The organism is Lactobacillus kalixensis DSM 16043, from assembly GCF_001434335.1.
GTDB lineage: Bacteria > Bacillota > Bacilli > Lactobacillales > Lactobacillaceae > Lactobacillus > Lactobacillus kalixensis.
Window position 1 is genome coordinate 1 of record NZ_AZFM01000015.1, and the last position, 25,109, is coordinate 25,109.

Genomic DNA, 25,109 nt, shown 5'->3' on the forward strand with positions numbered 1-25,109 from the left:
GGAACAAAAGGCGATGTTACGCCTGAGATGCAACAGTTTTTCGACCTGGAACTTGGCAATCTTAGTCAAAAAAATGATTATGCCATGCAGTTGCAGGAATCGATGATTGATTTTTCTAAAGATCCGGAGAGGGTGAAACAAATGATGACATTTGAAGACAAGCTTGAAGATGTACGATATGCAGACAGCGTTAAGAGATTGAAGAGTACTATCGTTATGCTTAAAGATTTAGGCATTAGCAATGAAAATATCAGGTCCAGGATGCATCAAGAATACAGTGATGTTTTATCCGACGAAGAAATCGATGAATACTTAGCTGTTTTAGATAAGTAGTACTAGATTATTAAAGTTAAATAGTCCTCTAGATGCACATCTTTTTAAGATGTGTTTTTTCTTATTAACTAATGTTTGCCTTTATTGGAGAAAGCCTGTAGAATTAGTATTGATTCTGTATTTTTATACAAAGGAGTGCCCTAAATTGACTGAAGAAGAAAAAAACACCAATCAAAAGGTCGAAGAAGAAGAAAAAGACGAAGAAAAGTCAGAATTTACTGTAGAAATGCCTGAAGCCAACCGTGTTGTCATGGAACCTGAAGTATTTAAGGAACAACCTGACTACCTTAAGGTGTTCGCTAACTTCTACATTGCTCAATTCGACCAAGATGACCTGGAAATCATCAACCTTTACGACAATAGCCACAATATGGTTGATATTAATAAGTACTTACTTAACAATATTCACTTCCCTCGTAAGACCTTGGTTGCTCATGCTCTTCAATACCATGACTACAACTTCAAGGCTATTCTTGATGAAATTGCTAAGGATGAAGATATCGATCCAACTACTATGAATACTTACGAAGATTGGGATTCATGGTACGAAAGACGTCGTAACAAGATCCAAAATTCTTTATCATAATACTTGATTTCAAAAAGCGGTCCAATTGGGTCGCTTTTTTTGATTATTAGGACTTGATTCCTAACTCCAAATAGACGAAAATATTATTGTTTATAGAATGTCGATTGGCATTCTTTTTTTATTAATAGATAGGAAAAATATTTTTCTTAAGGAAGTACTAGAATGACACAAAAATTGAAAAATAGAACATCCGCAGCAGGCTTGTTAATAGCCATTGGGATTGTCTACGGTGATATTGGTACTAGCCCTCTATATGTAATGAAATCAATCGTTGCTGGTAACGGCGGAATTGGTAATGTGAGCCGCGATTTTATCATCGGTTCTATTTCATTAGTATTGTGGACTGTGACACTGCTAACAACCTTGCAAACTGTTATCATCGCCTTGCGGGCAACCAACCACGGTGAAGGTGGTATCTTTGCTCTTTATGCTTTGATCAGAAAGCGGGCAAAATGGCTGGTCCTACCTGCCCTAATTGGTGGGGCTGCGATCTTAGCCGATGGTACCTTGACGCCAGCAGTTACTGTTACAACAGCAATTGAAGGACTGAAAGGCATGGAATTCGGTAAGGGTAACGTTCCTGTTAATACACAAACAGAAGTAATTATTATTACAGTAATAATTTTGCTGTTCCTGTTTGCAATTCAACGCATGGGGACCAGTATCATCGGTAAGGCTTTTGGACCAATCATGTTTATCTGGTTTACCTTCTTAGGTGTAATTGGCTTAATTAACATGAGCGGTGACTGGTCAATTTTGCAAGCAATTAATCCATACTATGCTTTTAAGTTATTGGTTAGCCCATACAACAAGCAAGGGATCTTTATTTTAGGTTCAATCTTCCTTGCTACTACTGGTGCCGAAGCACTTTATTCAGATGTCGGTCACGTTGGTAAGAGTAACATTGTTGGTTCTTGGCCATACGTTTTCGTATGTTTAGCTCTTAACTACTTTGGTCAAGGTGTTTGGATTTTACAAAATCCTAACTTCCATACGACTGGTGACTTCAACCCATTCTTTGAAATCATTCCAAACGATATCCGTTTGGCAGCCGTTGTTTTAGCAACAATTGCTGCCGTCATTGCTTCACAAGCTTTGATCACAGGTTCCTTTACTTTAGTTGCTGAAGCTAGTGGTCTTAAGTTCTTACCTAGAATGAACATTCACTATCCTTCAACTGAAAAAGGTCAAATTTACATCCCTGCCATCAACAAAATGCTCTGTATTGCAACTATTGCTTTGGTTTTATTCTTCCAAACTTCAGCTCATATGGAAGCAGCATATGGTTTGTCCATCACAATTTCAATGCTGATGACAACTATCATGCTTTATGAATGGCTCAGAAGTAGAAGTATCGCTTATCCTTGGTGCTTGATCTTCTTAGTATTCTTTGGTTTCTTGAATGTAATGTTCTTACTTTCAAGTTTGAGCAAGTTTACTCACGGTGGTTATGTATCATTAATCATCACTGGCTTCATCTTAGGTATTATGTACGTTTGGTTCTACGGTAATAAGATTCGTGATAAACGTGAAGCACGAAACGCTTATGTTCGTCTTGATGAATACACTGACATGCTTACTAATTTGAGTCACGATGAAGACTACCCAACTTACGCAACCAACTTGGTTTATATGGCTAAAGTTAAATACAATAAGTTCATCAAACGTGAAGTTCTGTATTCAATTCTAGACAAGCGACCTAAGCGTGCTAAAGCATATTGGTTCGTAACCGTTAACGTTACTAATGAACCATATACTGCAGAATACGCAGTTAATACTTATGGTACTAAGAACGTGATTAACGTTCAGCTCTATCTTGGATTCAAGAAGCAAACTAGCGTGAATGTCTACATCAGACAGATCGTTCATGACTTGATCAAGGATGGAACAATTGAGCCACAACCACAAGAATACACAACCACACCAGGTCGTAACGTTGGTGACTTCTCATTCGTTATTGTTAACGATGTAATTAGTCCACAAACACAATTGGTCGGTTGGGAGAAGTGGATGGTCGAAGCCAGAGTTGGTCTTCAGAACTTATCTTCAAACCCAGCTTCTTGGTTCGGTCTTGAATATGCCGATACGGTGGTTGAACGAGTTCCGCTTATCTTAGGTCAGGTAAACCCAGCTTATATTAAGCGAGTTGCTCCGAAGGACTATTCTAATTTGAAATAACTATTTAAGGCTGGATCGTAATGATCCGGTCTTTTTTTGTGCAAAAAAATAAGGTCCACATCTTGTGAATCTTACTTAGTCTCGGCAAACCATTTTTTTAAATCTGCATCTTTGATATCTGGGTATTCTTGTTTTATGAAAGTGAAGGCGACATCTTCTGCAATATTATTCATTTTAGTCATAGAGATCAATTTTTTGATGTTTTCAATTCTAGTCATTTTTAGGCCTTTTTTAAAGCCTTCTTCCCTAGCTCTATCAATTTTTTCTTGAATGAACACACTTCTTTGTGGCCATTCTGTTACATTTTTGAATTTTTCCATCTTTTGTCTCCTTGATTGCAATTAGAACTTTGTTGTGTCGGAAGTGTTTTTTATTTGGTTTCGGCAATAATGTGACTTAATTCTTCTTTAGAGAAATCATCACTATAAAATGTCATCAACTTACTTAGCACATCTGCTTCACTATTGCCATCTAAGCGAAGCATCTTAATTGATTTCTTAACATACTCAAGTCTAGTCTTCTTGATACCTTCTTCTCTTGCTTCATCAATTTTGTACTGAATTGACATACTTCTCTGCCTCCAACCTTCGGTTTTTCCAACATTTTTAGTTAAGTATATTATGGCAAATTTTCAATTGAAATGCTCGTAAGAAAAAAGAGCCACTTTGTAGCGGCTCTTTGTGTGATGAAAGGTAGTTATTATTTTGTTTCAGTGATAATATGACTTAATTCTTCTTTAGAAAAATCATCACCATAAAATGCTAGTGACTTATTCAGAATAACTGAATCATTGTTGCCATCTAAACGAAGCACTCTAATTAATTTTTTAATATCCTCAAGTCTAGTCTTTTCACTGCCTTGTTTGATACCTGCTTCTTTCGCGGCATCAATCTTGTACTGAATTGACATACTTCTCTGCCTCCAATCTTTTGTCTTTCCAACATTTTCCATTGTTTCTTGAATCTGCCTAATTGCTTTCCCATTAGACACTGGTTTATCTTCCATCAAGTTTAGGAAGTCCTGAAGATCAGTCGTGATCTTTCCCTTTGTACCTTGGGAATTTAAATATATTATGGCAGATTTTCCGTTGAAATGCGCTCTTTTTGATTCAACTACCGAATTTTTTATCGTGTATCGACGTAAATTTTCATCGAATGGATCAGAGGCAAAGATAAAAATCACATATGTACGCCTTAATTCATCATAATTTTCACCTTTGTACAATGCCTTCTGTACTAGTCTTGAAGAATAAAACTCTGCTCGCTCATCACGAAACGGCTGACTCTTCACCTGCATCTCAAGGTTGTACTGCACGCCCTTATCGTCTTTGGCCAAAATATCCATAATCGTTGGCTTCTCAATATCAAGCGGCCAAATTCTCTTTTGAGGATATGCATCAATCACCTTGAACTTTTTATCAGGGAAGAGACTGTCCAAGAACACCTGGCAATTTACCTTATCTTCCATCACGTTCTGAAACATGTAATCATCCATGATATCAGAACCCTTAACCGTATGATTGTTAGTCATAGGTTGCCTCCTTTTTAACGATTTAGAGAAGCGAATACCCCTCTATAGTTAAATACGCAAAAAAGGGCGATTTTTACTTAAAAATTTTGCCAAAATAAAAAAATCAAACCACTTTCGCAGTTTGATTCTTTATCTATATATTCTTTATTACCAAATAACTACACGCTTGTCAGGGTCAAGCCACATACCATCTTCAGGCTTTACATCAAATGCCTTATAGAATTCTTCCTGACATTGTGATTGTACATTGGCACGTTCTGGACCAGGTGCATGAACGTCTACAGAAACTTGCGTCTTAATTGATTCAGGCAATTGCTTATTAGCCCAAACTCGTGCAAAGTTTTCGAAGACTTCCTTCATATCGCCGTTTTCACCCTTATTAGCTTCAACAGCTGCTGTCAATCCACCTTGGTCGGCGATGTTTTCTGACACAATTTGCTTACCATTCAAAGTAACTGGGCCGTATTGAATACCATCAAACAAGTCAATTTCAGCTTGAGTACGTTTCTTGAATTCTTCAAAGTCTTGATCAGTCCACCAGTCCTTAAGGTTACCAAATTCATCAAACTTAGCGCCGTTGTTGTCGAATGCGTGAGAAATTTCGTGAGCAATAACAACCCCAATACCACCGTAGTTCAAACTACGTGATTGCTTCAAGTCGTAGAATGGCTTTTGTAAAATTGCAGCTGGGAAGGTGATGTCGTTACGTTGTGGATCGTAGCAAGCATTTACCAAGTTACCTGGCATAAGCCATACGGTGCGATCAACCGGCTTAGTCAATTTTTCCAAATTGTAATTCAACTTTTCGCAAGCGATTTTTGCAGCATTTTCGTACAAGCTAGCATTTTCGTCAATACTCAAACGGTTGTAAATTTCTTCAATCTTGTCAGGATAACCAATCTTTAAGATCAAAGCACGCAATTTAACAATCGCCTTCTTCTTGGTCTCTTCAGAAAGCCAGCTGTTGTCGTTGATTCTTTGTTCATAAACATCGATCATCTTATGAATCATGTCTTCAACGTCATCCTTAGCATCTTTCCCGAAATAAGTTTGACCGTAGTAAACACCAACCACCTCAGAGAAGATACCATTAGCAATTCTATAAGCTTGCTTAGTACCAGTTGCTAATTGAGGTTGACCTGATAAAGCTTGACTGAATGGGAATGCTGCTTCACGGAATTCTTGTGACAAGAAGCTTGCTACAGAATTGATGAACTTAGCTACCATCCAAGACTTGATTTCTTCAAAATTATCAGCATTCAATAATTCTTCTACATGATCTAAGAAGCGAGGCTCAGTAACAATAATTTTATCTGGTTTATCTTTGCCAAAGACTTCGTTTAAGAACTTGTCGATATCCAAACTCTTGAATTTATCTTCAAAGTCATTAAGTGAGGTTGGGTTATACATTGCTGGGTAATCTGCCCATTCTTCAGATGACTTAACAACTTCAGAAAGCTTCTTATCAAATTCCAAAGCTTTTTCAGTATAATTTTGTGCATCTTGCTCACTTACACCAGCCATAGTCAAAAGCTTTACTGTTTGATCATGGTAGACTTTAAGCAACTCCTTAGCTGCAGGTGTCTTATAAGTAGTAGTATCTGGCAAGATAGTTCCAGCACCACCAAATTGTAAAACATTCACCTTAGTATTCTTCATATCTGCATCAACATCGAAGCTAATTGGTAAAACATAATCTGATTTGAATAATTCGGCGAATTTTTCATTTAACTCAGAAAAGTTCTCTAAGTTAGTTATCTTCTTCAAATCTTCTTGAATTGGTGCAGCGCCTTCTTCATTTCTCTTATCAAAGTTATTAGCAATCTTGTATAATGCAACAGCTTTTTCAAAGTTAGGCACACTTGGTAAATCCTTCTTACCATCGCTAAAGTCAGCGAAATCTTGCATCAATTCTTTTTCAATATTTACGTCAATGCTATCAAAACTGGCAATTCTAGAACGATCAGAAGGGATTTCAGTTTTTTCTAACCATTCTGAGTTAACGGCAAGATAAAGGTTGTCTTGTGGACGAGCATTAAGGTTAGGTTTAGTAATATCGCCTGCTCCACCACGAACAGAGAGTGTATTCTTCATTCAAAAATCCTCTTTTCTACAGAAATTAAATCAATAGTAATTATATCATTTTTTTATAATTCAGCTTATTTGTAAATCTTCAATTTATTATGCAATCTGGAATAAAGTGGAACCATCAGCACAATCATTGCCAAAATCACAATTGCGGCTATCCAAAAGAAGGAAATATATCCAGCCCTATCAATAACTAGTCCTCCAAATAATGGACCAAAGGCACGACCAATTCCGGAAGCTACCATAGTGAAGCCTTGATACTTACCTTTACTTGATAAAGGTGACAAATCGTTAACAAAGGCAGGAATAGCCGGAAAAGCAGTTGATTCACCCAAAGTTAAGATAAACATCGATAAGGCAAAGTGGAAGAAGTCTTTAGCAAAGACCAAGGTAACGAAAGAAATTGAGAACATGATAATTCCAAAGATGATTTGATGGAAAAGGTTCTTAAATAATTTTGGAAATCGTGCCAAAATTCCTTGCATGACTACGATTACACTGGCATTCAAAGTCCACAATAAACTGTACAAGTGGAATGGGATTCCTAGAGAAACCATATAAACTGACAAGTTAGATTCCCAATTCATATACATTAACCAAGTAATACCAAGTGTAGTAAAGAAGGCCATAGTCATCATGAAGTTAGGTTTAATCATTGGCTCAGCTTTCTGAGCTCCGCCCTTGTGCACTTTAGCCATTCTTTCTTTATGAAAGGCGATAATTGGACGATAGTTGAAAATTGCATTCAAAAAGGCAATCACAAACAAACTAGCTGCAATCACAAATAAGAGTGTGATTGAAAAATCATACAAATACCCTACAATCAAAGTGCCTGTAACTACACCTAGATTTTGCGAGAAGTATAAAACATTAAAAACATAGCGACCCGGATATTTCTTTAAACTAGTTGCAATAGAATTAATCAACGTACCATTCCAACCACCTAAAAAGCCGGTGATTATCAGCCAAATCCAGTATTCTGGCCAGCCATGAAAAGCAGCCATCAAAAAAAGGACGACTGCATCAAGGCCCAACCCCCATAAAACTAATGGATATGGATTCATACGATCATACAAGCGGCCAGAAATAATTGAGCCGATAATATTACCAAGGCAATTGCAGAATAGAACTACCCCAATCATCGATAGACTGATGTGTAACTGCTTATTTAAGTAAACAGATGTCAGCGGCCAAATAAAGCTGGCACCAATCCAAGTAGCGAGCTCACCGACAATTAACCAGATTAACTTGATTTCATCATTTTTAATAGCTCCATGATCTTTTTTCATATTTCCTTCCTCCTCGTATTTTTCTAATCTCTAGCATATCAAATTAATAAAAAAAAGACAGCCGGTGCTAATTACACCAGATGTCTCAATTATTAATCTTTAAATTCGTCCTGATTTTCGAGTGTCTTTTCCTTTTCCATCGTCTTGAATTTTGTGACATCTTGAACCGTTTCAAGACAGCCCAAGTAATTATCATCATTATCACGCACAGCAAAAAATGCTAAATAAATATTGCGCCCATGGAAGTTGACCCAGAAATCATTCATATCAGACAAGCCATTATGAAAATCATCCAAGATCTTCATAACTTTATCAATACTCTTAGGTGGATGACAGCGAATTACTGGACGACCAATTACACTTCTAGTCCGTGGAAAAATCCGATCAGTATTCGAGAACCATTTTACTCGATCGTACTTATCAACGAAGGTACAATCAACTGGTAAAACATTGAAAATAGCCGTAATTTCTTTTAGGCTTAATGAACCAATCTCAAGTTTAACAACAGTATTTTCTATATTGTTAAAAACCAAATCTGGGCTATTGGCTTCATCCCCAACTATATATTCTTTATTTCCATACAATGGCTGAATTTCGTCAAACTTTTCTTTAGATGATCTCATCCAAGAAGAAACCATCTTATCGATCGCACTTACAAGCTCAGTGGATAATCGATAATTATCTCCATGTTCAGCTAGTCCCTGATTAATCTCCTCATCAGTTGGTACCCAAACCTGCGGATAATCAATTAAGCTGTATCCTGTTTCAACTTCGTCTTGCTTAACTACATACCAATCATTTGGCGTTAATTTCATTGCCAGTAGCGGAAATAGGATCGTATTTTCAAAGAAAATCATATTTAAACAAGAATTGGCAGCTTGTTCTACTTGAGCTTCAACGACATATTTATCCGGCAGCGGCTTACTATTAAGCATCCCTTGCGCCTTATAGATATTAGACAAAACATTATCATCAAAACTCCAAAGAACAGTTGATACCTGCTCTTCAATCAAGCGATATTTTGTCAAAAAAGAATAGAGTGAATTTTGTTTTCTTTGATAATGGTGCTTGATAGTTCTTAACTCTTCAAGCTCCCTCTTCATTCTTGCTAACAACTTATCATTTTTGCCATCTTGTTGCCACTTTTTCAGGTCAGGTAATAACCTATTTTCAATCAAATCAGTTGCAGCATCATTTTCTTCATACAAGGTATAAAGTGGGTGGCCCTTAACGCTTGCTTCTTCAATTTGATCTTCACGCGAACTTTTAAGTAAAGTTTGATCACGGCTAGGTTTATTTTGGGTTATTAAAAAGTTGACTGAATCTAAAAAATCTTGTTCTTGCTTTTCTTTTTCCATATCTATAACCTCACTAATCCACCACAATTATATAAGAAAATTAATTAGTTTTGGTTACCAGAATTAAAATTTTTTTCAAAGTTTGTCAAATTTTGAACAACCTCTAAACAGCCAAGATACTCGCTTTCAGAATTACGCACAGCTAAATATCTTACCCAAATAAGGTTTTTATTATCTTTTCTAAAAGAAAACTCGAATTCATCTTTTTTACCTTCGTGAAATGCTGTCATAATTGCCTTTACCTTGCCAATCACTTCTTGTGGATGACAAGTATAGACATCGTTACCTAAAGCATTCTTGGAGTGAGAAAAAATATGCTCGCTGCCACCGAAAAAGACAACCTTGTCATTTTTATCCACAAAGGTTAACTCCATCGGCAGAATATCAACAATTGCTCTCATTTGCTCAATATTTAAGCTACCTTCAGTAAAGTTCACTACAAGAGAGGCTAAATTATTTAAGGCAATATCACCCGTAGCTTGTTTAAGGAGTTTAGGCTGCCAATTAAGCGGCTTTTGAATCAAAGTGTAACCAAACTGTTCTTCCTCTTTTTTCACATTGCCCCATTCCTCAGCACTAGCCACTTCGCCGATCATTGGAAGCATGATATCTTCTTCCTTAATAATCATTTCAAGAACTTCATGAGCCAAATTTTTGACAAGGTCATCCAACTTACTTTGATCAGGATTTTCTACATTCACTAATTCATTAGCTTGTTTAATCAAAGCCAAAATTTCATCATCAACTCCCCACATCACTTTAGGCGGAGCAGTGATACCATGACGTGTCATAATCGGAAACATTGAAGTTTCTTTTCGAGAGTAATGTTTCTTAAGCTGACTCAAGTCCTTTAATTCCTGACGCATTCTGCCTAGCGCTTTGTCATCGCCATCTTCCCATCTTTTAAGATCTGGTAAAAGGGCATCATTAATCAATGATTTAATAACCACATTTTCCATCTTAAAAGTATGAACAGGATGCCCTGGCGTCTCAAATTCTGGATTTTCCTTTGGCTCATCAATATTGCCTTTAAATAAGTCAACGTGGACATTACACAGATATTGAATCTCTCGCGGATCAAGTCCCTTAGCGATTAATTGTCGTTCAGCTTCAGTAATTTCAGCTACATCCACCTTGTCAAATGATTGCTTAAACATCTTCTTAGCTGTTTCTAAATCCCCACCATTTTGTAAAAATTCGAGGATCTGTAAGATTGCAGCTTGTCTTTCTTTACTCATTTTTGCCATTTTTTCACCTATTCAATTACCTTATAGCCTTTATCCTCAAATGCCTTTTTAATTTTCTCCAGGTCAAGCTTCATTGCTTGTGCACCTAGTGGTATCGTCATCACTCGCCCAACGGTTGAAAGTAGTCCCGGAATCTTAATCCGCGTAAAACCGCAGTCATACATAATTTGAATAAAGTCAGGATATTCTTCAGCTAGCTTTTTAATTGGCACAGAAAAATCAATAATCTTTTGCTCTTTTTCTATTTGCTCAATTTTATCTTTTTGATCAGGATCATCTAGCATCCCTAACTGCCTTTTAGCGGCCTCAGTCATTCTCTCAGGCGTCCAAACCGGATACCAGACCAACTTAACTTGGCAGTGATTAATCCCGTCAACTGACAAAACTGCGCGCTCAATATTATCTTGCAGATAAGTTGATAAAGGACAACCTGAGATCGTTAGTGTCATCTTCACAATTGCTATATCATCATCAATATCAATCCCATAGATCAAACCCAAGTTAACCACATCAACTAAAAGTTCTGGGTCTTCTACCTTCTGCAAGGCCGTCATAATTTGATCAACTAATTCTAATTGTTTTTCTTTCATCGTTTTTTACCTAACAAAAAAATTGGAAATATCGCTACTTCCAATTTTCTCACATCTTCTTTTATCTTACTAAATCTTTCCAAATTACAACCTTATTTTGTTTCAAAGATTCTTGTACATCAATAATTCTCTGGTTACTTGAACCTCTGAATTGTAAGGTTAAGTCCTTTTCAGCTTCCAAAAAGCGACCATCAACTAAAATGTCGATCTTTGATAACATTTCTTTTTTATCGTCAGTTTCCTTCTGTAATTCATCCCAAGTATAACCCGACCAGGACCAGATATCCTTACTATGGCCGAATTCTTTACGCACCCGGTTGATAATTTTTAGACAAACCCAGGTGTTAAGAAAGGGTTCACCGCCAAGCAGGGTTAAGCCTTGAACGTAAGATTGTGACATATCTTCAATAATCTTGTCTTCCAATTCTTGCGTATAAGGATAACCATAATTAAAGTTCTGAGCAGCTAAGTTATAGCAACCTGGACAATCGAATAAACACCCAGAAACATAAAGACTGCAGCGAACCCCTTCACCGTCAACGAAGTTAAAAGGCTTATAGTCAGCAACTTTATGCAAACTATAATCTTCTGTCTTCCATTCTTGCGGCTTGGGATTTTTAGGTAATTTTTTCATCCTTAAATCGCGCTTAGCCTTCCGCATTTGCGGTTTATATTGATTAGCATCGATAAACATCGTATCACCATCAATATTGATCTTAACTAAGTTATTGCGCAGGTCTGGTCCTTCTTGATTATTTTTATCTTTCTCCGGCATTCTTCTCAGTTTCCTCTTCAGCTTCTTCTCTTACAAGGCCAAGTGACATGTGCTTTACTCTATGAGCAATTTCTTCATGACGACCGTGAACCATAGGACGCTTCAATGGGTTACCTAAGTAGCCGCAAGTTCTCTTAACACAATCACAGGTCTTAGGATCGTGATTGCCGCAGACAGGGCATTGGAAGCCTTTTGCAGTAGCCTTGAATTCGCCAGCAAAGCCGCACTTGTAACACTTATCAATTGGAGTGTTAGTACCAAGGTAGCCAACTTTATCATATGCCCAGTCCCAGACAGCTTCCAATGCTGCAGGATTTTGCTTCAAGTTAGGGTATTCGCAGTAGTGAATGAAACCACCAGCTGCGTATTGTGGGTAATCCTTTTCAAATTCAAGCTTTTCAAATGGAGTTGGGTGTTTTCTAACATCGTAGTGGAATGAGTTAGTGTAGTATTCCTTATCAGTGATGTCCTTCACCTTACCAAACTTTTCAATATCCAAGCGGCAGAAGCGGTCAGTTAAACTTTCACTCGGAGTTGAGTAAAGGCTGTAGTGGTAGTGGTTAGGGTCTTGCTTTTCCCACTTAGCACACAAGTCATGCATCTTTTTCACGATTTCAATAGTAAAATCATGCGCTTCCTTGTTGTGTTCCCAGTTTGGACCAAAGAAGACAGTCCCTACTTCGTACAAACCAATGTAGCCAAGTGAAATAGTAGCACGGCCGTTCTTGAACAATTCATTAACGTTGCCATCTTCCTTAAGACGCTTACCAAAAGCACCGAATTGGTAAAGAATTGGTGCATTGACTGGTTCAGCTTCAGTAACGCGATGAGCCTTAAATTCCAAAGCTTCATGGCAAGTTTGCATTCTGATATTGAAAATCTTCCAGAACAAGTCCATATCGCCGTGGCTTTCCATTGCGATTCTTGGCAAGTTAACTGTTACTACACCGAGGTTCATTCTACCTGAGTTAACTTCCTTGCCATTTTCATCTTTCCAGCCTTGTAAAAATGAGCGACAACCCATTGGGCATTTGAATGAGCCAGTGATTTCAACAATCTTGTCGTAGTTCAAGATATCTGGATACATCCGCTTAGTTGAACATTGAACAGCCAATTGCTTTACATCATAGTTAGGATCACCTGGGTGTAAATTCAAGCCTTTTTTCAAAGTAAATAAGAGCTTAGGGAAAATTGCAGTTCTGTGTTCCTTGCCAAGACCAGCAATTCTAATTCTCAAGATATCTTTTTGGATTTCTCTTTCAATCCAAGAAGTACCAAGACCAAAGCCAAGGGAAGTAAACGGTGTCTGACCTTGACTTGAGAACATCGTGTTAATTTCGTATTCCAAGCTTTGCATTGCATCGTAGATGTCTTTTTTGGTGCGCTTCTTTGCGAATTCATCGGCCTTTTCGTCATCATCAATTAATTCATGTGCATCTTTTAAGTGTTTTTCGTAATTCTTTTGGGCAAATGGCGCTAAAACTTGGTCAGCTCTATCAAATGAACAACCGCCATATTGACTTGATGCAACGTTAGTAATAATTTGAGCAACTTGACTAGTAGCTACACCAATTGAGTTAGGACTTTCCATGAAGGCATTACCAATTTTAAAGCCATTAGTAAGCATTTCTTTAAAATCGATCAAGCAGCAGTTGGACATTGGAGAAAGAGGAGTGTAGTCAAGATCATGCCAGTGAATATCGCCGCGGAGGTGTGCCTTAGCAATATGTTGTGGCATCATGGTTAAACCAACCGTCTTACCTACTGTTCCAGCAGTCAAGTCACGCTGAGTACTGAAAACTTCACTATCTTTATTGGCATTTTCGTTCACGATTGTCGGATCGCCACTAACCATTCTCTTCAAACGTTGCTTAGTGTCAGTTTGCTTGAGCCACTCTTGCTCATCTTCTTTGCGATAATTTTCATAACTCTTAGCAGCATCAAGATAGCCTAGTTCATTAAGACTATCGCGAAAGGCATTCGCAACATCTTGGGCCTTGACAGTAATTTTCTCGCCGAGTTTAGCCATGATTTTTGCTAAAACAGCATTTTGGGCATCATCCAAATCAAGAGCATGCAAAACCATTTGCAACTTGAATAATTCAAATGGATACTTACTACCATCACGCTTAATCAAAGTTTTTGGTATTACTAATTTTTCTTCTATTTCTTGATTGAATTCTTGCTTTAACATGATCTGCTCTCCTTCTTGTGATGGTTTAATAATATCACAAAACACAATATCTTGTATTCTATACACTCTCGTTAATCAATGGATTGTATCTAGCAAGAAGTTAGAGCGACGTACACTTGTTAACGCTCAGAAAAAATTTCAATTTTTTTGCAAAAAAATACTGGACCAAAGTCCAGTGTTTTTAGTAATTATTTATCGTTGTCGCTTGCTGCCTTTTCACCAAGCTTCTTTGCTTCTTCTTCGAAGTATTGACCCTTGTTAACTTGGTAGAATTGCTTGTAGCGGCCAACGTAGTTATGGAACATGTACTTCATCAAAAGCCAGCGCTTAAAGTTACGGTCCTTATCGTAAAAGACAGTTGTACCATAGCGCCCTTCATGAATAAGCTCTTCAGCGACACGTTTTGACTCATTGTCGTAAGCATATTCCTTGAAGATCTTAACTGGGACACCAAGCCACAAAATATGCTTAGATTTGAGCTTGTTACCATAAACAGTTTCTTTATCCTTCAAATTGTCTTCAACGTAGTCATCAATGTACCACTTAGCTAAGTTATAACCGTTTAAAGTTACGTAGAAGCTTGAGCGGCCTTGACGCAAGTTGATTTCGAAGAACTTGTATTGACCATCACGCACATCGTATTTAATGTCGAAGTTAGCCATACCAGTGTAGTTCAAGTTTTCAAGGAAAGTTTGAACTTGTTCGTATAACTTTTCATCATATTCTGGCAAGATCGTCATGTAGTTACCAATTGATTGTGGAGTTGGATCTTCCAAAAGTGGGTGCCCCAAGCACATCAGCTTAACTTGGTGATTCTTATCAACATAAGCATTCAAAGTTCTCATGTTGGAATCATCCCCTGGGATAAAGTCTTGCAAGATCAAGTCTTCAGTATAACCGTGAGTGTAAATTTTACCCACAATATCAGCAAGTTCAGCTTCATCGTGAATAGTAAAAGTCTTTTTATGGCCTTCAAATTGGCAGTTAAGCCATGAAACAGGATCTTCTGGCTTAAGTTCTACTGGGTAATCAAATGGAATTGTCAAGTAGTTTTCTGCCTTGTAATCATCCATAGTGATGATCTTGGTCTTAGGATAAGGTAAGCCGTACTTTTCAGCAGTCTTATAGAAGCCTTCCTTTGAAATCAAAACTTCAAGCAAGTCATAATCGATATAAGGAACAACAAAGACCTTGCTCAATTCTTCCTTGTGCTTGGCAAGAAGTTCAGCATAGCCATCCCCACAAGCAATTAAAATAACTGGTTCTTCATGATCCTTGTAGATCTCCATTTCCTTGTGCATTACATCCATAAAAGTTGGATCAGCGCTAAAGCCGTGGTGCAAGTGCACATCTACGATCTTAGAATAGCGTGTAGCTGCTAATTGAACATCAGCTAACGCTTTAACTTTAATTCCGTAGGCTTCATTAAATGAACGAGCCATCCCATAAACATTAATATCACTACCCAATAAAATTGGCGTAAATTTTTTAGTCATTTTAACCCAAAACTTCCTAACTAAACTAACTTGCCTTGTTCAATCAAACTAGCAACTTCCGGCTGTACGTGCTGGTACTTCTTAACAGTGCCACTATAATCAACAAAGAATAACTTGTACCAAACAAGGAAAGTATAAATTGCCCAGATTTGACGACGGTGTGAGCCATCACCGTTGAAGTTATCATCTAATAACTTCAAAATCTTTTCTTGATCAAAGATATCATTTACAAAATCAGCTTCAAATAGTTCACGAACTTGCTTGTAGAAGCGTGGTTCTTGGAGCCATTGTTTAATTGGAGTTGGGAAGCCTAACTTAGGACGCTTAGCCCATTCTTCAGGTAAGACCTTTTCTGAAGCTTTACGAAGTGCATACTTAGTATCATGGCAATTAACCAAGTACTTGGTTGGAATTGAATTAGCTAATTCCGCAATTTTCTTATCAAGATATGGCACACGTAATTCAAGTGAGTGGGCCATTGATATCTTATCAGCTTTTTGTTCAATATCGTTAAGCATAAAGTGATGCAAATCAATATATTGCATTTGCTTAACTTCATCAATGTCCTTAACCTTCTTGAAGTCCTTTTGGTAAATTCCGTTAACAGTTAACTTGTTACGATAAGTTGGTTGAAGGACTGCGTTAGCATCTTGTGAAGTAAAGATAGTTGGGTAATCCATATCGTAGATTACTGATTGACCAACATAGAATTCACTTGGTTCAGCTAAGTTAGTGTACATGTGAACCTTACCTGGGAAGTTAGGCATCTTCTTGATCTTATGAGCAAGCTTAATGCGTTTATTCTTAGGTAACTTCTTAAGTTCAGACGTAAAGACTTTGATAACATCGTTATGCGTATGCATTCCATAGTTAACGTAGCCGGCAAATAATTCATCTGCACCTTCACCAGACAAAGCAACAGTAACGTGCTTACGAGCTAATTTACATAAGTACCATAATGGAATAATTGATGGATTAGCATCAGGTTCATCCATGTGGTATTGCATTTCTGCGAAGTCTCTCATTGCTTCATCAGCATCAACCTTGTCACTGAAGAAGTGCCAGCCATTGATATCTGATAATGCCTTAGCCTTTGAAGCTTCATCATAAGTTGAATCGTCAAAGGAAATTGAGAAAACATCATCTGGATCAAGTAATGAAGTTAAAAAACTTGAGTCCACACCTTCTGATAAGAAAGCACCAACTGGCACATCAGCGTTTCTGTACAAATCAACAGTTTCTTTTAAGTCTTCGTTGATCTTTTGAACAGTTTCTTCGAAGCTTAAGTTATTTTCTTTGTATTCAGCGTCCCAGTATTGGTGAGTTTTCATTTCACCATCCTTGTATTCGAACCAGTGACCTGGCTTGAAGCGATAAACTCCCTTAAAGAAAGTCTCCTCAAGATCGTTATATTGGTTCATTAAATATGGCTTAACTGCTTCAACGTTTAATTCACGCTTGAAGCTTGGATATTCTAAGAAACTCTTCAATTCTGAGCCAACTAACAGATGACCATCTTGATTGCTGTAGTACATTGGCTTGATTCCGAAGAAGTCACGCGCACCATAAAGAGTCTTGTTATTGTCATCCCAGATTAAGAAGGCGAACATCCCGCGAACTCGCTTAAGAAGACCATCCATACCCCATTCTTCATACCCGTGAAGAAGCACTTCAGTATCAGCTTTAGTGGTAAAAGTATGTCCTGCTTCAATTAATTCTTTTCTTAATGGTTTAAAGTTATAAATTTCACCGTTGAAGATAATTGCTCTAGTTTTATCTTCATTGTAAATTGGTTGACTACCACCACGAAGGTCAATGATTGAAAGTCTTCTAAAACCAAGTGCAACTTGATCATTAGTGTAATAACCATCAGAACTTGGGCCACGGTGTTTAATAGTTGCCATCATCTTACCGATGACAGCTTGTTTGTCATTTATTTTTGGATCATAAAAGGCAACAATTCCACACATAATAACTTCCCTTACTTTATAATCTCGATTGTTTTAATTTCGTTTTCTAATAAGTTCATCCGTATTTTATATGAACTTTTCTATTATAAGCTATAGACTTGCAATAGCCAAATAGCTGATCGATTCTTAACTAAATGAAAAAGATTTTACGTTTACTTGCAGCACCGTAGCCGAAAACTTGTAAACGATTGCGCTTAATATCAACGTTAACAATATAACCAGCATATTCAGTTGGCGTATCAATCTTGCGATTCCAATTCTTATTATATTTTGTCGTCAAAGAATGATTTTGTCCCATTAGTGCTGAACAATTGAACAAGATGTATTGAATGCCATTAATACGATATTGATCTTCACGATGACGGTGACCACAGAAGTAAGCAACGATTCTCGCATCTTCAATATTAGTAAAATCAAAATCGTTAGATAAGCGAAATTCCGGTGGCACATCCAAGCTAGTATGCATCCGCCCCTTTTCCTTTTGGTTAAAAGCAACCAATAATTCGTGAAGTGAGCGGCCATTGTACTTCAAAGCATTTGAGCCTTTGCGATTAATCGGATTAGCATGGCTCATAAAGATAATCCGCTTGCCTGAAGAATGTGACAAAATTTCGATGATTTCTTCGATTTGATCTTCACGAACTGCTAAAGTAATCTTTTCATCATACTTCTTTTGTTCTTTATTGTTTAACACATACGGCACATCTGATGTATTAACAGAAATCACACGAACACGGTCAATATCAAAGTATGAAACACCATGCTGTTTAGAAACATAATTAATCTTGGCTTGGCGGTACATTTCTGGCCACATAATATTTTCAAATTCGTTTTCTGGAAAAGATGCTCTCAGATCATGATGCTCATCGAACTTATCGTTTTCATCATGGTTACCCTTAATTGTTAAGTAAGGCACTCTGTCGGACTTAAATGCATCACGCAATTTAATTAGTTCACCTTCACTAACTAATCCAGCATCTGAGCCATCGATCCAGTCACCTAAGTGTGCCTTCAAATCAACAATTCCTGATTGATCGAGATATGAAAACTCGCGAACATGAGTCAACCCATTCCACCCGTAGAAGTCGATACTGTTTTTATCCTTAAAGTGTGTATCAGTAATAACACTGATATTAACGGAATCTTTGCCATCTCTAATGTGATTTTTGACAAATTTAAGGTAACTATCTAAATATTCTTCCACTTGGTAGCGGCGGCCAGTTTTTTCATTTTTAAAAGCGAGATATCTCCCCAAATCTTCGTTAAACTTACGAACATATTCTGGAGCTAATTTTTGTGTGCTTTCTGGACTAAGTGCCTGGCGTAAATTACCTTTATCATCGCGGTATACTGTTAAAACATAATTTTTCTTACCAGGTGTTTCATCATCAGCACCCACATTATATTCACCGATTGTTGTATATCTTTGCATCGGATCAAATTCTATGCCATTTTTACGAACTGCGGATTGCTTACGCATTCCAGCAGCCTTATCAATCAATCCTTTGCCAAATTTAAAAATCCCCATACTTCGCCTCAAAAACTCTTATACGTTTTTTGACAAACTATAAGCAGCAAGTCCCAATGACAAGACAGCGTCCTTAGATAATACTTCTTGCAAGTCCTTAGCAGCAATCGCTTGAACTGCGCCAATAACTTTAAGACTGTAAGTTAAGACGTGGTAGTCAACTTCTGCATTATAAAGATCATCTTCATATGGATCTTCGTGGTTGTAAGTCAAATTAATTTCATCTTTATCAACATAACCATCAACGTGGTTAGTCAAGATACGGTCGTGCAAATCAACCAATTTATCTGACAGGTTAAGTAAAGTGAGCTTGTGGTCACTTTCTGCTTGATAGTATTGTTCTTCTGTCATGTCTAAGTAATCCTTAATTGGATTATTAAGAACGCCCAAACTATCAATAACCTTGTAAACAGCTTCTGCATCAAAGTTTTGTTCGCCGCTTAAGATTTTGTCTTGTGATAAGGCCAAATCATCAGCGAGCATCATGGTATCTAGCTTTTCCATACTTGCCCTCCTAAAATTCACCCTATATTATAACAAAAATAGCCAGAGATTCTCAGTACTCTTGCTTAAATTTGTATTTTTTAAACTTTTTTAGAAAAAAATCACCCTTTTTTGCGAATTTAATTATAGAGGGGTTTTTACCTACTTATTTTTCTTAAAGGAGTTTTTGAAATGAATCAAACAAATATCGCTAACTTACGTTGCCCATGGGGACAAACTCGTGACGAAATTATTCAAGAATTTCACGATCATGAATGGGGCAAGTTAAAGCTCGATGACAATTATTTGTATGAAATGCTGGTTTTGCAGCTGTTTCAATCAGGCCTTAACTGGCGCGTGATTTTGCATAAACGTGAAAATTTCCGCAAAGCTTTTAAGGATTTCGATCCAGTAAAAGTCGCAGCACTAACTGATAAGGAAATTAATGACATGTGCAATGACAGCTCCATCATCCGTAATCGCCGCAAGATTGAAGCGGCAGTGAAAAATGCTAAATCCGTTATAATTGTTTCTGCAAAATACGGCAGCTTCGCCAAGTATTTGCAAAACATTATTCCAGTGCAAATTGTGCATGATCCTGAGATTTACGAAGATGTGCCCTATTCCAGTGATCTTTCAACGAAATTATCATTGCAGATGAAAGCTGACGGCTTTTTCTTCGTAGGACCAATTGTCATCTATTCTTACTTACAAAGTATCGGCTTGATCAATGATCATATTGAATGTTGTCCATTTAAGTATGAGGGCTAAATAAAAGGAGACTGGAAAACCAGCCTCCTTTTTTAGGAATTAATAGTCTTATAGTTATACTAACTTCTTACGGATCATACCTGAAATCCAGTCAATCATAACCACCATGATAATGATTCCAAGCAAGATGATACCAACACGATTCCATTGACGATATTGAAGTGCAATGATCAATGGGTAACCAATACCACCGGCACCAACCAAACCAAGGATGGATGCTGAACGAATTGAAACATCGAAACGGTAAAGTGTATTAGAAATCAAAGCTGGCATCAAGTTAGGCATCGTTGAAAACATAACAATATTGAACTTAGAGCCACCAACTGAAGTAACAGCTTCATTTGGACCATCTTCCAAGTTTTCAATTGCTTCTGAGAACAGCTTAGCAAGCATCCCCACTGAATGGAAACCTAAAGCCAAAACACCAGCTGCAGAACCAGGTCCAACTGCCTTAATGAACATCAATGCTAAAACAATTTCTGGAAATGAACGGATAATTGCCAAAACAATCTTACCAATTCTTGAATTGTACCATTTCTTATGACGTGTATTTGCTGCCCAGAAGGCAAATGGCAATGAAATAATTGCAGAAATAAATGTACCTAAGAAAGCAATACAAATAGTTTCCCATAATTGTGAGATTAAATCTTCACCAGTTCCGTTATAAACATATGACCAATCTGGGTGGAAAATCCCACTAATAATTGCTCCAGCAATCTGACCTGCAGTAGCTTTAATCCCACCAAAGTCAATACCAGTACATGACCAAATAATGATCAAAATTGTAGCAATCGCAAGTGCCCAGTGCGTGATTTGTTTCTTTCGATCAACAGGCTTTGAAGGTAATTTCTTATATGTAGTATCCATTATCTCATCAACGCCTCCCGTGATTTAGATGAAACATAGTCAATGATGACAACGACAACGATAATAACAATGATGATCGTACCAGTCTTGGCGTAGTCGAAGACCTGCAAAGTTTGTTGCAAGTAAAGACCAATACCACCGGCACCAATATAACCAAGAACTGTTGAAGCTCTGACATTAATTTCAAATGCATACAAGCAGTATGAAATGAAGTAAGTCATAATTTGTGGCAAAACTGCAAACCAAATAATTTGGAGTTTATTAGCACCTACAGCTGTTAAAGCTTCAATTGGACCCGGATCAATTGTTTCAATTGCTTCATAGAACAACTTAACAACAACACCAAAGGTAAAAACTGATAAAGCTAAAATACCGGCTACAGGTCCAATACCCACAATCGCTACGAAGACAGCACCTAAGAGCAAGTCTGGAATTGTTCTAATGATGTTCATAATGAAACGAAGAACACCAGTAACTACTTTGTTCTTAACAATATTGCGGGCAATAAGTAGTGAATAGATAAAAGCTACAACAGAACCGATAACAGTACCTAAAACTGCCATCTTAATAGTTTCTAAAACTAAAGGAACAACTGCACTAAAGTAGCTCCAATCTGGGTGAGCCATTTGGATGAAAATATCCGCAAATTGACTGAAGTTTTCAAACAAGACACTGATATGAGTATTAGTGACATTGATTGAAATGAACAAACCAGCAATCATAATAATAGCCCAGACCAGATTCATGATATGAAATTTCTTCTTAGGTAATTCCATTAAATCTTGATCTCGATTACTCATACTACTCCTCCTTGTTTCCGTCTCCACCGTTATAAATATCGGTAAAGACTGATTCAGAGGTTTCACTCATCTTGCCGTCATAAACAACTTGACCTGCTCGAATACCGATTACGCGCTTACCAAATTGACGTGCTAATTCAACACTGTGCAAGTTGGCAACAACGGTCATGCCATACTTTTCATTAAGCATTTTCAAGTCATTCATAACCTTAAGTGATGTTTGAGGATCCAAAGATGCAGTTGGTTCATCAGCTAAGATAATCTTAGGATCTTGAGTTAACACACGTGCAATTGCGACACGTTGTTGTTGACCACCAGATAATTTCTGCACGTGCATATACCTTATCTGCCAAGTCAACTTGTTGCAAAGCTTCATATGCCTTTTGTTTATCTTCTTTAGAAAACATATTGAATGTAGTCTTCCAAGTTGGATAATAAGCAACTCGACCAGTTAAAACGTTACGTAAAACGCTTGAACGCTTAACTAAGTTGAAATTCTGGAAAATCATTCCGATATTACGGCGAATCAGGCGTAAATTCTTTCCTTTAGCTTTAGTAATTGATTGACCATCAATTGAAATATCACCTTCAGAAATATCATGAAGACGGTTGATTGAGCGCAATAATGTTGACTTACCGGCACCAGATAAACCTACAATAACGACGAATTCACCTTTATTGATGGTTAAATTGATATCCTTCAAACCGACAGTCCCGTTATCATAAACTTTGGTAACGTCTTTTAATTTGATCATTGGCTTTATGGAATCTGCCATTATAACTATTAACTCCCTATTCTATAAATTATTTTTTGTCATTAACAAGTTTTTGGTAATGACGAACCACATTGAAGTCTGAGTCCTTAGCACGGACATAACCTTCATGGGTATAAACTTGTTCAATTACCTTACGGCCCTTCTTAGACTTACCGATTTCAATAAAGGCCTTAGCCAATTTATTTCTGAAAGCCTTAGACATATCACTTCTTACAGAGATAGTGTCATTGGGAATAGAGCGAGTGAAGTAGATTGGAACAACTTCTTTCATAATATTTGGCTTATCTTTAATTACAGCGTTTCTTGCATCTTCAAAGACGAAGGCTGCATCAGTGTCGCCGTTTAAAACATTTAAGACAGCTTGATCATGACCAGTTACAGTAACTAACTTAGAATCTTTAGTTACGTCTAAGCCCTTTTCCTTTAATTCTGCAACTGGGAATAAGTAGCCGGAGCTTGAAGTTGGATCTTGAATTGAAATACTCTTACCCTTTAAATCTTTCCAAGATTTGATCTTTGAGCCCTTCTTAACCAAGATTTCTGCTCGGTATGATCTAACCAACTTATTTGTTTGTCGACCATTTGGTTGTTTAATGCCATAGCGTTCAGCTTGCAAAAGCACATCAGCAACACCGCGCTTATGAGCTAAAACATAACCATCTGGTGGTAAAAAGGCCACATCAATTTTCTTAGATGACATAGCTTCAATTGGAGCATTGAAACTAGTTGATGTAGTTACATGAACTGGAATACCTAATCGCTTTGAAAGCATCTTTTCAAGAGGCTTTGCACGCGCTTCTAAAGTCGTTGCATTTTGACTTGGCACAAATTGCACTTGCAAAGACTTAGGGGTGTATTCTTTAGCTGAACTTGACTTTTTATTAGAAGAACAAGCAGCTAATGAAACAGCAGCAAGTAATGCCGCTGCAGCAACTAAGGCCTTTTTAAATTTTTTCATTTTTGAATTAAACTCCCAAATTACTTCTTAGCACTTTCAACAATCTTGTCATACTTACGGATAACGTTGAAGTCACTATCTTTAGCGTAGTCGTAACCTTCGTGGCTGTATACACTTTCGATAACTTTCTTACCTTCTTTAGATTTACCAACAGCGATGAAGGCCTTAGCAAGCTTCTTTTCAAATGACTTATTCATATCTGGACGAACAGTGATAGTGTCATTTGGAATAGGCTTAGTAAAGTAAATTGGAACAACTTGCTTCATAATATTAGGGTTATCTGCTTTAACAATGTTACGTGCATCTTCAAAAACAAAAGCTGCATCAGTATCACCGTTTAAAACGTTTAAAACAGCTTGATCGTGACCTGTTACAGTAACAAGCTTACAATCCTTAACAACGTCCAAGCCCTTTTCCTTTAATTCTGCAACTGGGAATACGTAACCAGCTGATGAAGTTGGATTTTGAACGGAAATGCTCTTACCTTTCAAATCTTTCCATGACTTGATCTTTGAGCCTTTTTTAACCAAGATTTCTGCTCGGTAGCTCTTAACTAAATTCTTAGTAGCTTGACCATTTGGTTGCTTAACGCCATAACGTTCAGCTTGTAAAAGAAGGTTAGCAGCACCTTGTTTGTGAGCTAAAACGTAACCATCTGGTGGTAAGAAACCAACATCAACTTTCTTTGACTTCATTGCTTCAACAACAGTGTTGTAGTCAGTTGACATTGAAACTTTAACTGGAATACCCAAACGCTTTGAAAGCATCTTTTCAAGTGGCTTAGCACGAGCTTCCAATTTAGTTGCAGCTTGACTTGGTACAAATTGAATGGTTAAAGTCTTTGGTGTATAACCATTCTTGCTTGAAGAATTATTGCTTGAACAAGCAGTTGCAACTACAGCTACGAGCATAGCAACTACAGCTACCAAAACTTTTTTAAATTTAGACATGTCGTCCTCCCTATGAACGATGAAACATTAACAACGCACCGAACAAAATAAAAAGACTTAACACAGGTCACCAAAAAAGACGATCGTATTAAGTCTATTTCTTCTTGCTCTCGATTAAAAAACGAACGAAATTAACAGCCCCTAAAAAAGGGAATACGGCACCTACAGGAAAAATAACATCTGAAGCTGTGTAATCCTGCACTTGCACAATTCATTCCCCCTCTTACAAGTCTCTCACGTTTGTTCGTAAAAATGATACCAGAAACATTCGGATTTGATCAAGTAAATCTGAAAAAAAGTCAAAAAAATAATGGATTTGTAACAATCCATCATTTTTCATAC

Annotated in this window: 22 protein-coding genes and 1 pseudogene; 4 read left to right on the forward strand and 19 right to left on the reverse strand. The window is 37.3% G+C overall.

Annotated elements, in window-relative coordinates; all coding sequences use genetic code 11:
- From FC46_RS10190 to FC46_RS05465, 3 genes are all read left to right on the forward strand, one after another.
- Positions 1–333, forward strand: a 333-nt coding sequence (locus tag FC46_RS10190) for a hypothetical protein (RefSeq protein ID WP_162253138.1), incomplete at its 5' end; no start/stop codon positions are given.
- Between the two features lie 145 nt (positions 334–478).
- Positions 479–919: a hypothetical protein gene (locus tag FC46_RS05460; protein WP_057798637.1), complete on the forward strand. Its 441-nt coding sequence runs from the start codon at positions 479–481 to the stop codon at positions 917–919.
- Between the two features lie 162 nt (positions 920–1,081).
- The gene (locus tag FC46_RS05465) at positions 1,082–3,097 is read left to right on the forward strand and encodes a KUP/HAK/KT family potassium transporter (RefSeq protein ID WP_057798639.1); all 2,016 of its coding nucleotides are present in this window, start codon (positions 1,082–1,084) and stop codon (positions 3,095–3,097) included.
- A 71-nt stretch (positions 3,098–3,168) separates the two neighbouring features.
- Here FC46_RS05465 and FC46_RS05470 read toward each other — a convergent pair whose 3' ends face one another.
- The 14 genes from FC46_RS05470 to FC46_RS05535 form a co-directional block, all read right to left on the reverse strand.
- A complete protein-coding gene (locus FC46_RS05470; RefSeq protein ID WP_057798641.1) occupies positions 3,169–3,417 on the reverse strand; it encodes a hypothetical protein in 249 nt (82 codons plus the stop codon).
- 50 nt (positions 3,418–3,467) lie between these two features.
- A complete protein-coding gene (locus FC46_RS05475; RefSeq protein WP_057798642.1) occupies positions 3,468–3,665 on the reverse strand; it encodes a hypothetical protein in 198 nt (65 codons plus the stop codon).
- Between the two features lie 131 nt (positions 3,666–3,796).
- A complete protein-coding gene (locus FC46_RS05480; RefSeq protein WP_057798644.1) occupies positions 3,797–4,627 on the reverse strand; it encodes an Rpn family recombination-promoting nuclease/putative transposase in 831 nt (276 codons plus the stop codon).
- A gap of 147 nt (positions 4,628–4,774) precedes the next feature.
- Positions 4,775–6,721, reverse strand: coding sequence for a M13 family metallopeptidase (locus FC46_RS05485; RefSeq protein WP_057798646.1), 1,947 nt, complete (start codon positions 6,719–6,721; stop codon positions 4,775–4,777).
- A gap of 65 nt (positions 6,722–6,786) precedes the next feature.
- The gene (locus FC46_RS05490) at positions 6,787–8,004 is read right to left on the reverse strand and encodes an MDR family MFS transporter (protein ID WP_057798647.1); all 1,218 of its coding nucleotides are present in this window, start codon (positions 8,002–8,004) and stop codon (positions 6,787–6,789) included.
- A 92-nt stretch (positions 8,005–8,096) separates the two neighbouring features.
- A complete protein-coding gene (locus tag FC46_RS05495; RefSeq protein WP_057798649.1) occupies positions 8,097–9,362 on the reverse strand; it encodes a PAS domain-containing protein in 1,266 nt (421 codons plus the stop codon).
- 44 nt (positions 9,363–9,406) lie between these two features.
- Positions 9,407–10,609 carry a DUF438 domain-containing protein gene (locus FC46_RS05500; protein WP_057798651.1) on the reverse strand — a complete coding sequence of 401 codons (1,203 nt, stop codon included), beginning with the start codon at positions 10,607–10,609 and terminating at the stop codon, positions 9,407–9,409.
- Between the two features lie 8 nt (positions 10,610–10,617).
- On the reverse strand, positions 10,618–11,199 hold the full coding sequence (locus FC46_RS05505) for an iron-sulfur cluster assembly protein (protein ID WP_057798654.1): 582 nt from the start codon (positions 11,197–11,199) through the stop codon (positions 10,618–10,620).
- 61 nt (positions 11,200–11,260) lie between these two features.
- Entirely contained in the window at positions 11,261–11,974 is a 714-nt protein-coding gene (nrdG, locus tag FC46_RS05510) for an anaerobic ribonucleoside-triphosphate reductase activating protein (protein ID WP_057798656.1), read from the reverse strand.
- Entirely contained in the window at positions 11,958–14,168 is a 2,211-nt protein-coding gene (gene nrdD / locus FC46_RS05515; protein WP_057798658.1) for an anaerobic ribonucleoside-triphosphate reductase, read from the reverse strand. The genes nrdG and nrdD overlap by 17 nt, the downstream gene beginning before the upstream one ends.
- 188 nt (positions 14,169–14,356) lie before the next feature.
- The gene (locus FC46_RS05520; protein WP_057798660.1) at positions 14,357–15,664 is read right to left on the reverse strand and encodes a carboxylate--amine ligase; all 1,308 of its coding nucleotides are present in this window, start codon (positions 15,662–15,664) and stop codon (positions 14,357–14,359) included.
- Positions 15,665–15,684: 20 nt separating this feature from the next.
- A complete protein-coding gene (asnB, locus tag FC46_RS05525; RefSeq protein ID WP_057798662.1) occupies positions 15,685–17,634 on the reverse strand; it encodes an asparagine synthase (glutamine-hydrolyzing) in 1,950 nt (649 codons plus the stop codon).
- Positions 17,635–17,764: 130 nt separating this feature from the next.
- Positions 17,765–19,162 (reverse strand): metallophosphoesterase family protein, encoded by a 1,398-nt coding sequence (locus tag FC46_RS05530; RefSeq protein ID WP_057798664.1) that lies wholly within the window; start codon positions 19,160–19,162, stop codon positions 17,765–17,767.
- Positions 19,163–19,180: 18 nt separating this feature from the next.
- Entirely contained in the window at positions 19,181–19,666 is a 486-nt protein-coding gene (locus FC46_RS05535; RefSeq protein ID WP_057798666.1) for a hypothetical protein, read from the reverse strand.
- Between the two features lie 171 nt (positions 19,667–19,837).
- Here FC46_RS05535 and FC46_RS05540 point away from each other — a divergent pair, with 171 nt between their 5' ends.
- Positions 19,838–20,416, forward strand: a complete 579-nt coding sequence (locus tag FC46_RS05540; RefSeq protein ID WP_057798668.1) for a DNA-3-methyladenine glycosylase I — start codon at positions 19,838–19,840, stop codon at positions 20,414–20,416.
- A gap of 54 nt (positions 20,417–20,470) precedes the next feature.
- Here FC46_RS05540 and phnE (FC46_RS05545) read toward each other — a convergent pair whose 3' ends face one another.
- The 5 genes and pseudogenes from phnE (FC46_RS05545) to FC46_RS05565 form a co-directional block, all read right to left on the reverse strand.
- Complete coding sequence (gene phnE, locus FC46_RS05545; RefSeq protein ID WP_057798670.1) at positions 20,471–21,283, reverse strand: phosphonate ABC transporter, permease protein PhnE; 813 nt, start codon at positions 21,281–21,283, stop codon at positions 20,471–20,473.
- The gene (gene phnE, locus FC46_RS05550) at positions 21,283–22,083 is read right to left on the reverse strand and encodes a phosphonate ABC transporter, permease protein PhnE (RefSeq protein WP_057798672.1); all 801 of its coding nucleotides are present in this window, start codon (positions 22,081–22,083) and stop codon (positions 21,283–21,285) included. The genes phnE (FC46_RS05545) and phnE (FC46_RS05550) overlap by 1 nt, the downstream gene beginning before the upstream one ends.
- Position 22,084: 1 nt before the next feature.
- Positions 22,085–22,859: pseudogene (phnC, locus tag FC46_RS05555) on the reverse strand (phosphonate ABC transporter ATP-binding protein).
- A 28-nt stretch (positions 22,860–22,887) separates the two neighbouring features.
- Positions 22,888–23,817 (reverse strand): phosphate/phosphite/phosphonate ABC transporter substrate-binding protein, encoded by a 930-nt coding sequence (locus FC46_RS05560; RefSeq protein WP_057798674.1) that lies wholly within the window; start codon positions 23,815–23,817, stop codon positions 22,888–22,890.
- A 20-nt stretch (positions 23,818–23,837) separates the two neighbouring features.
- Entirely contained in the window at positions 23,838–24,767 is a 930-nt protein-coding gene (locus FC46_RS05565) for a phosphate/phosphite/phosphonate ABC transporter substrate-binding protein (protein ID WP_057798676.1), read from the reverse strand.
- Between the last annotated feature and the right edge of the window lie 342 nt (positions 24,768–25,109).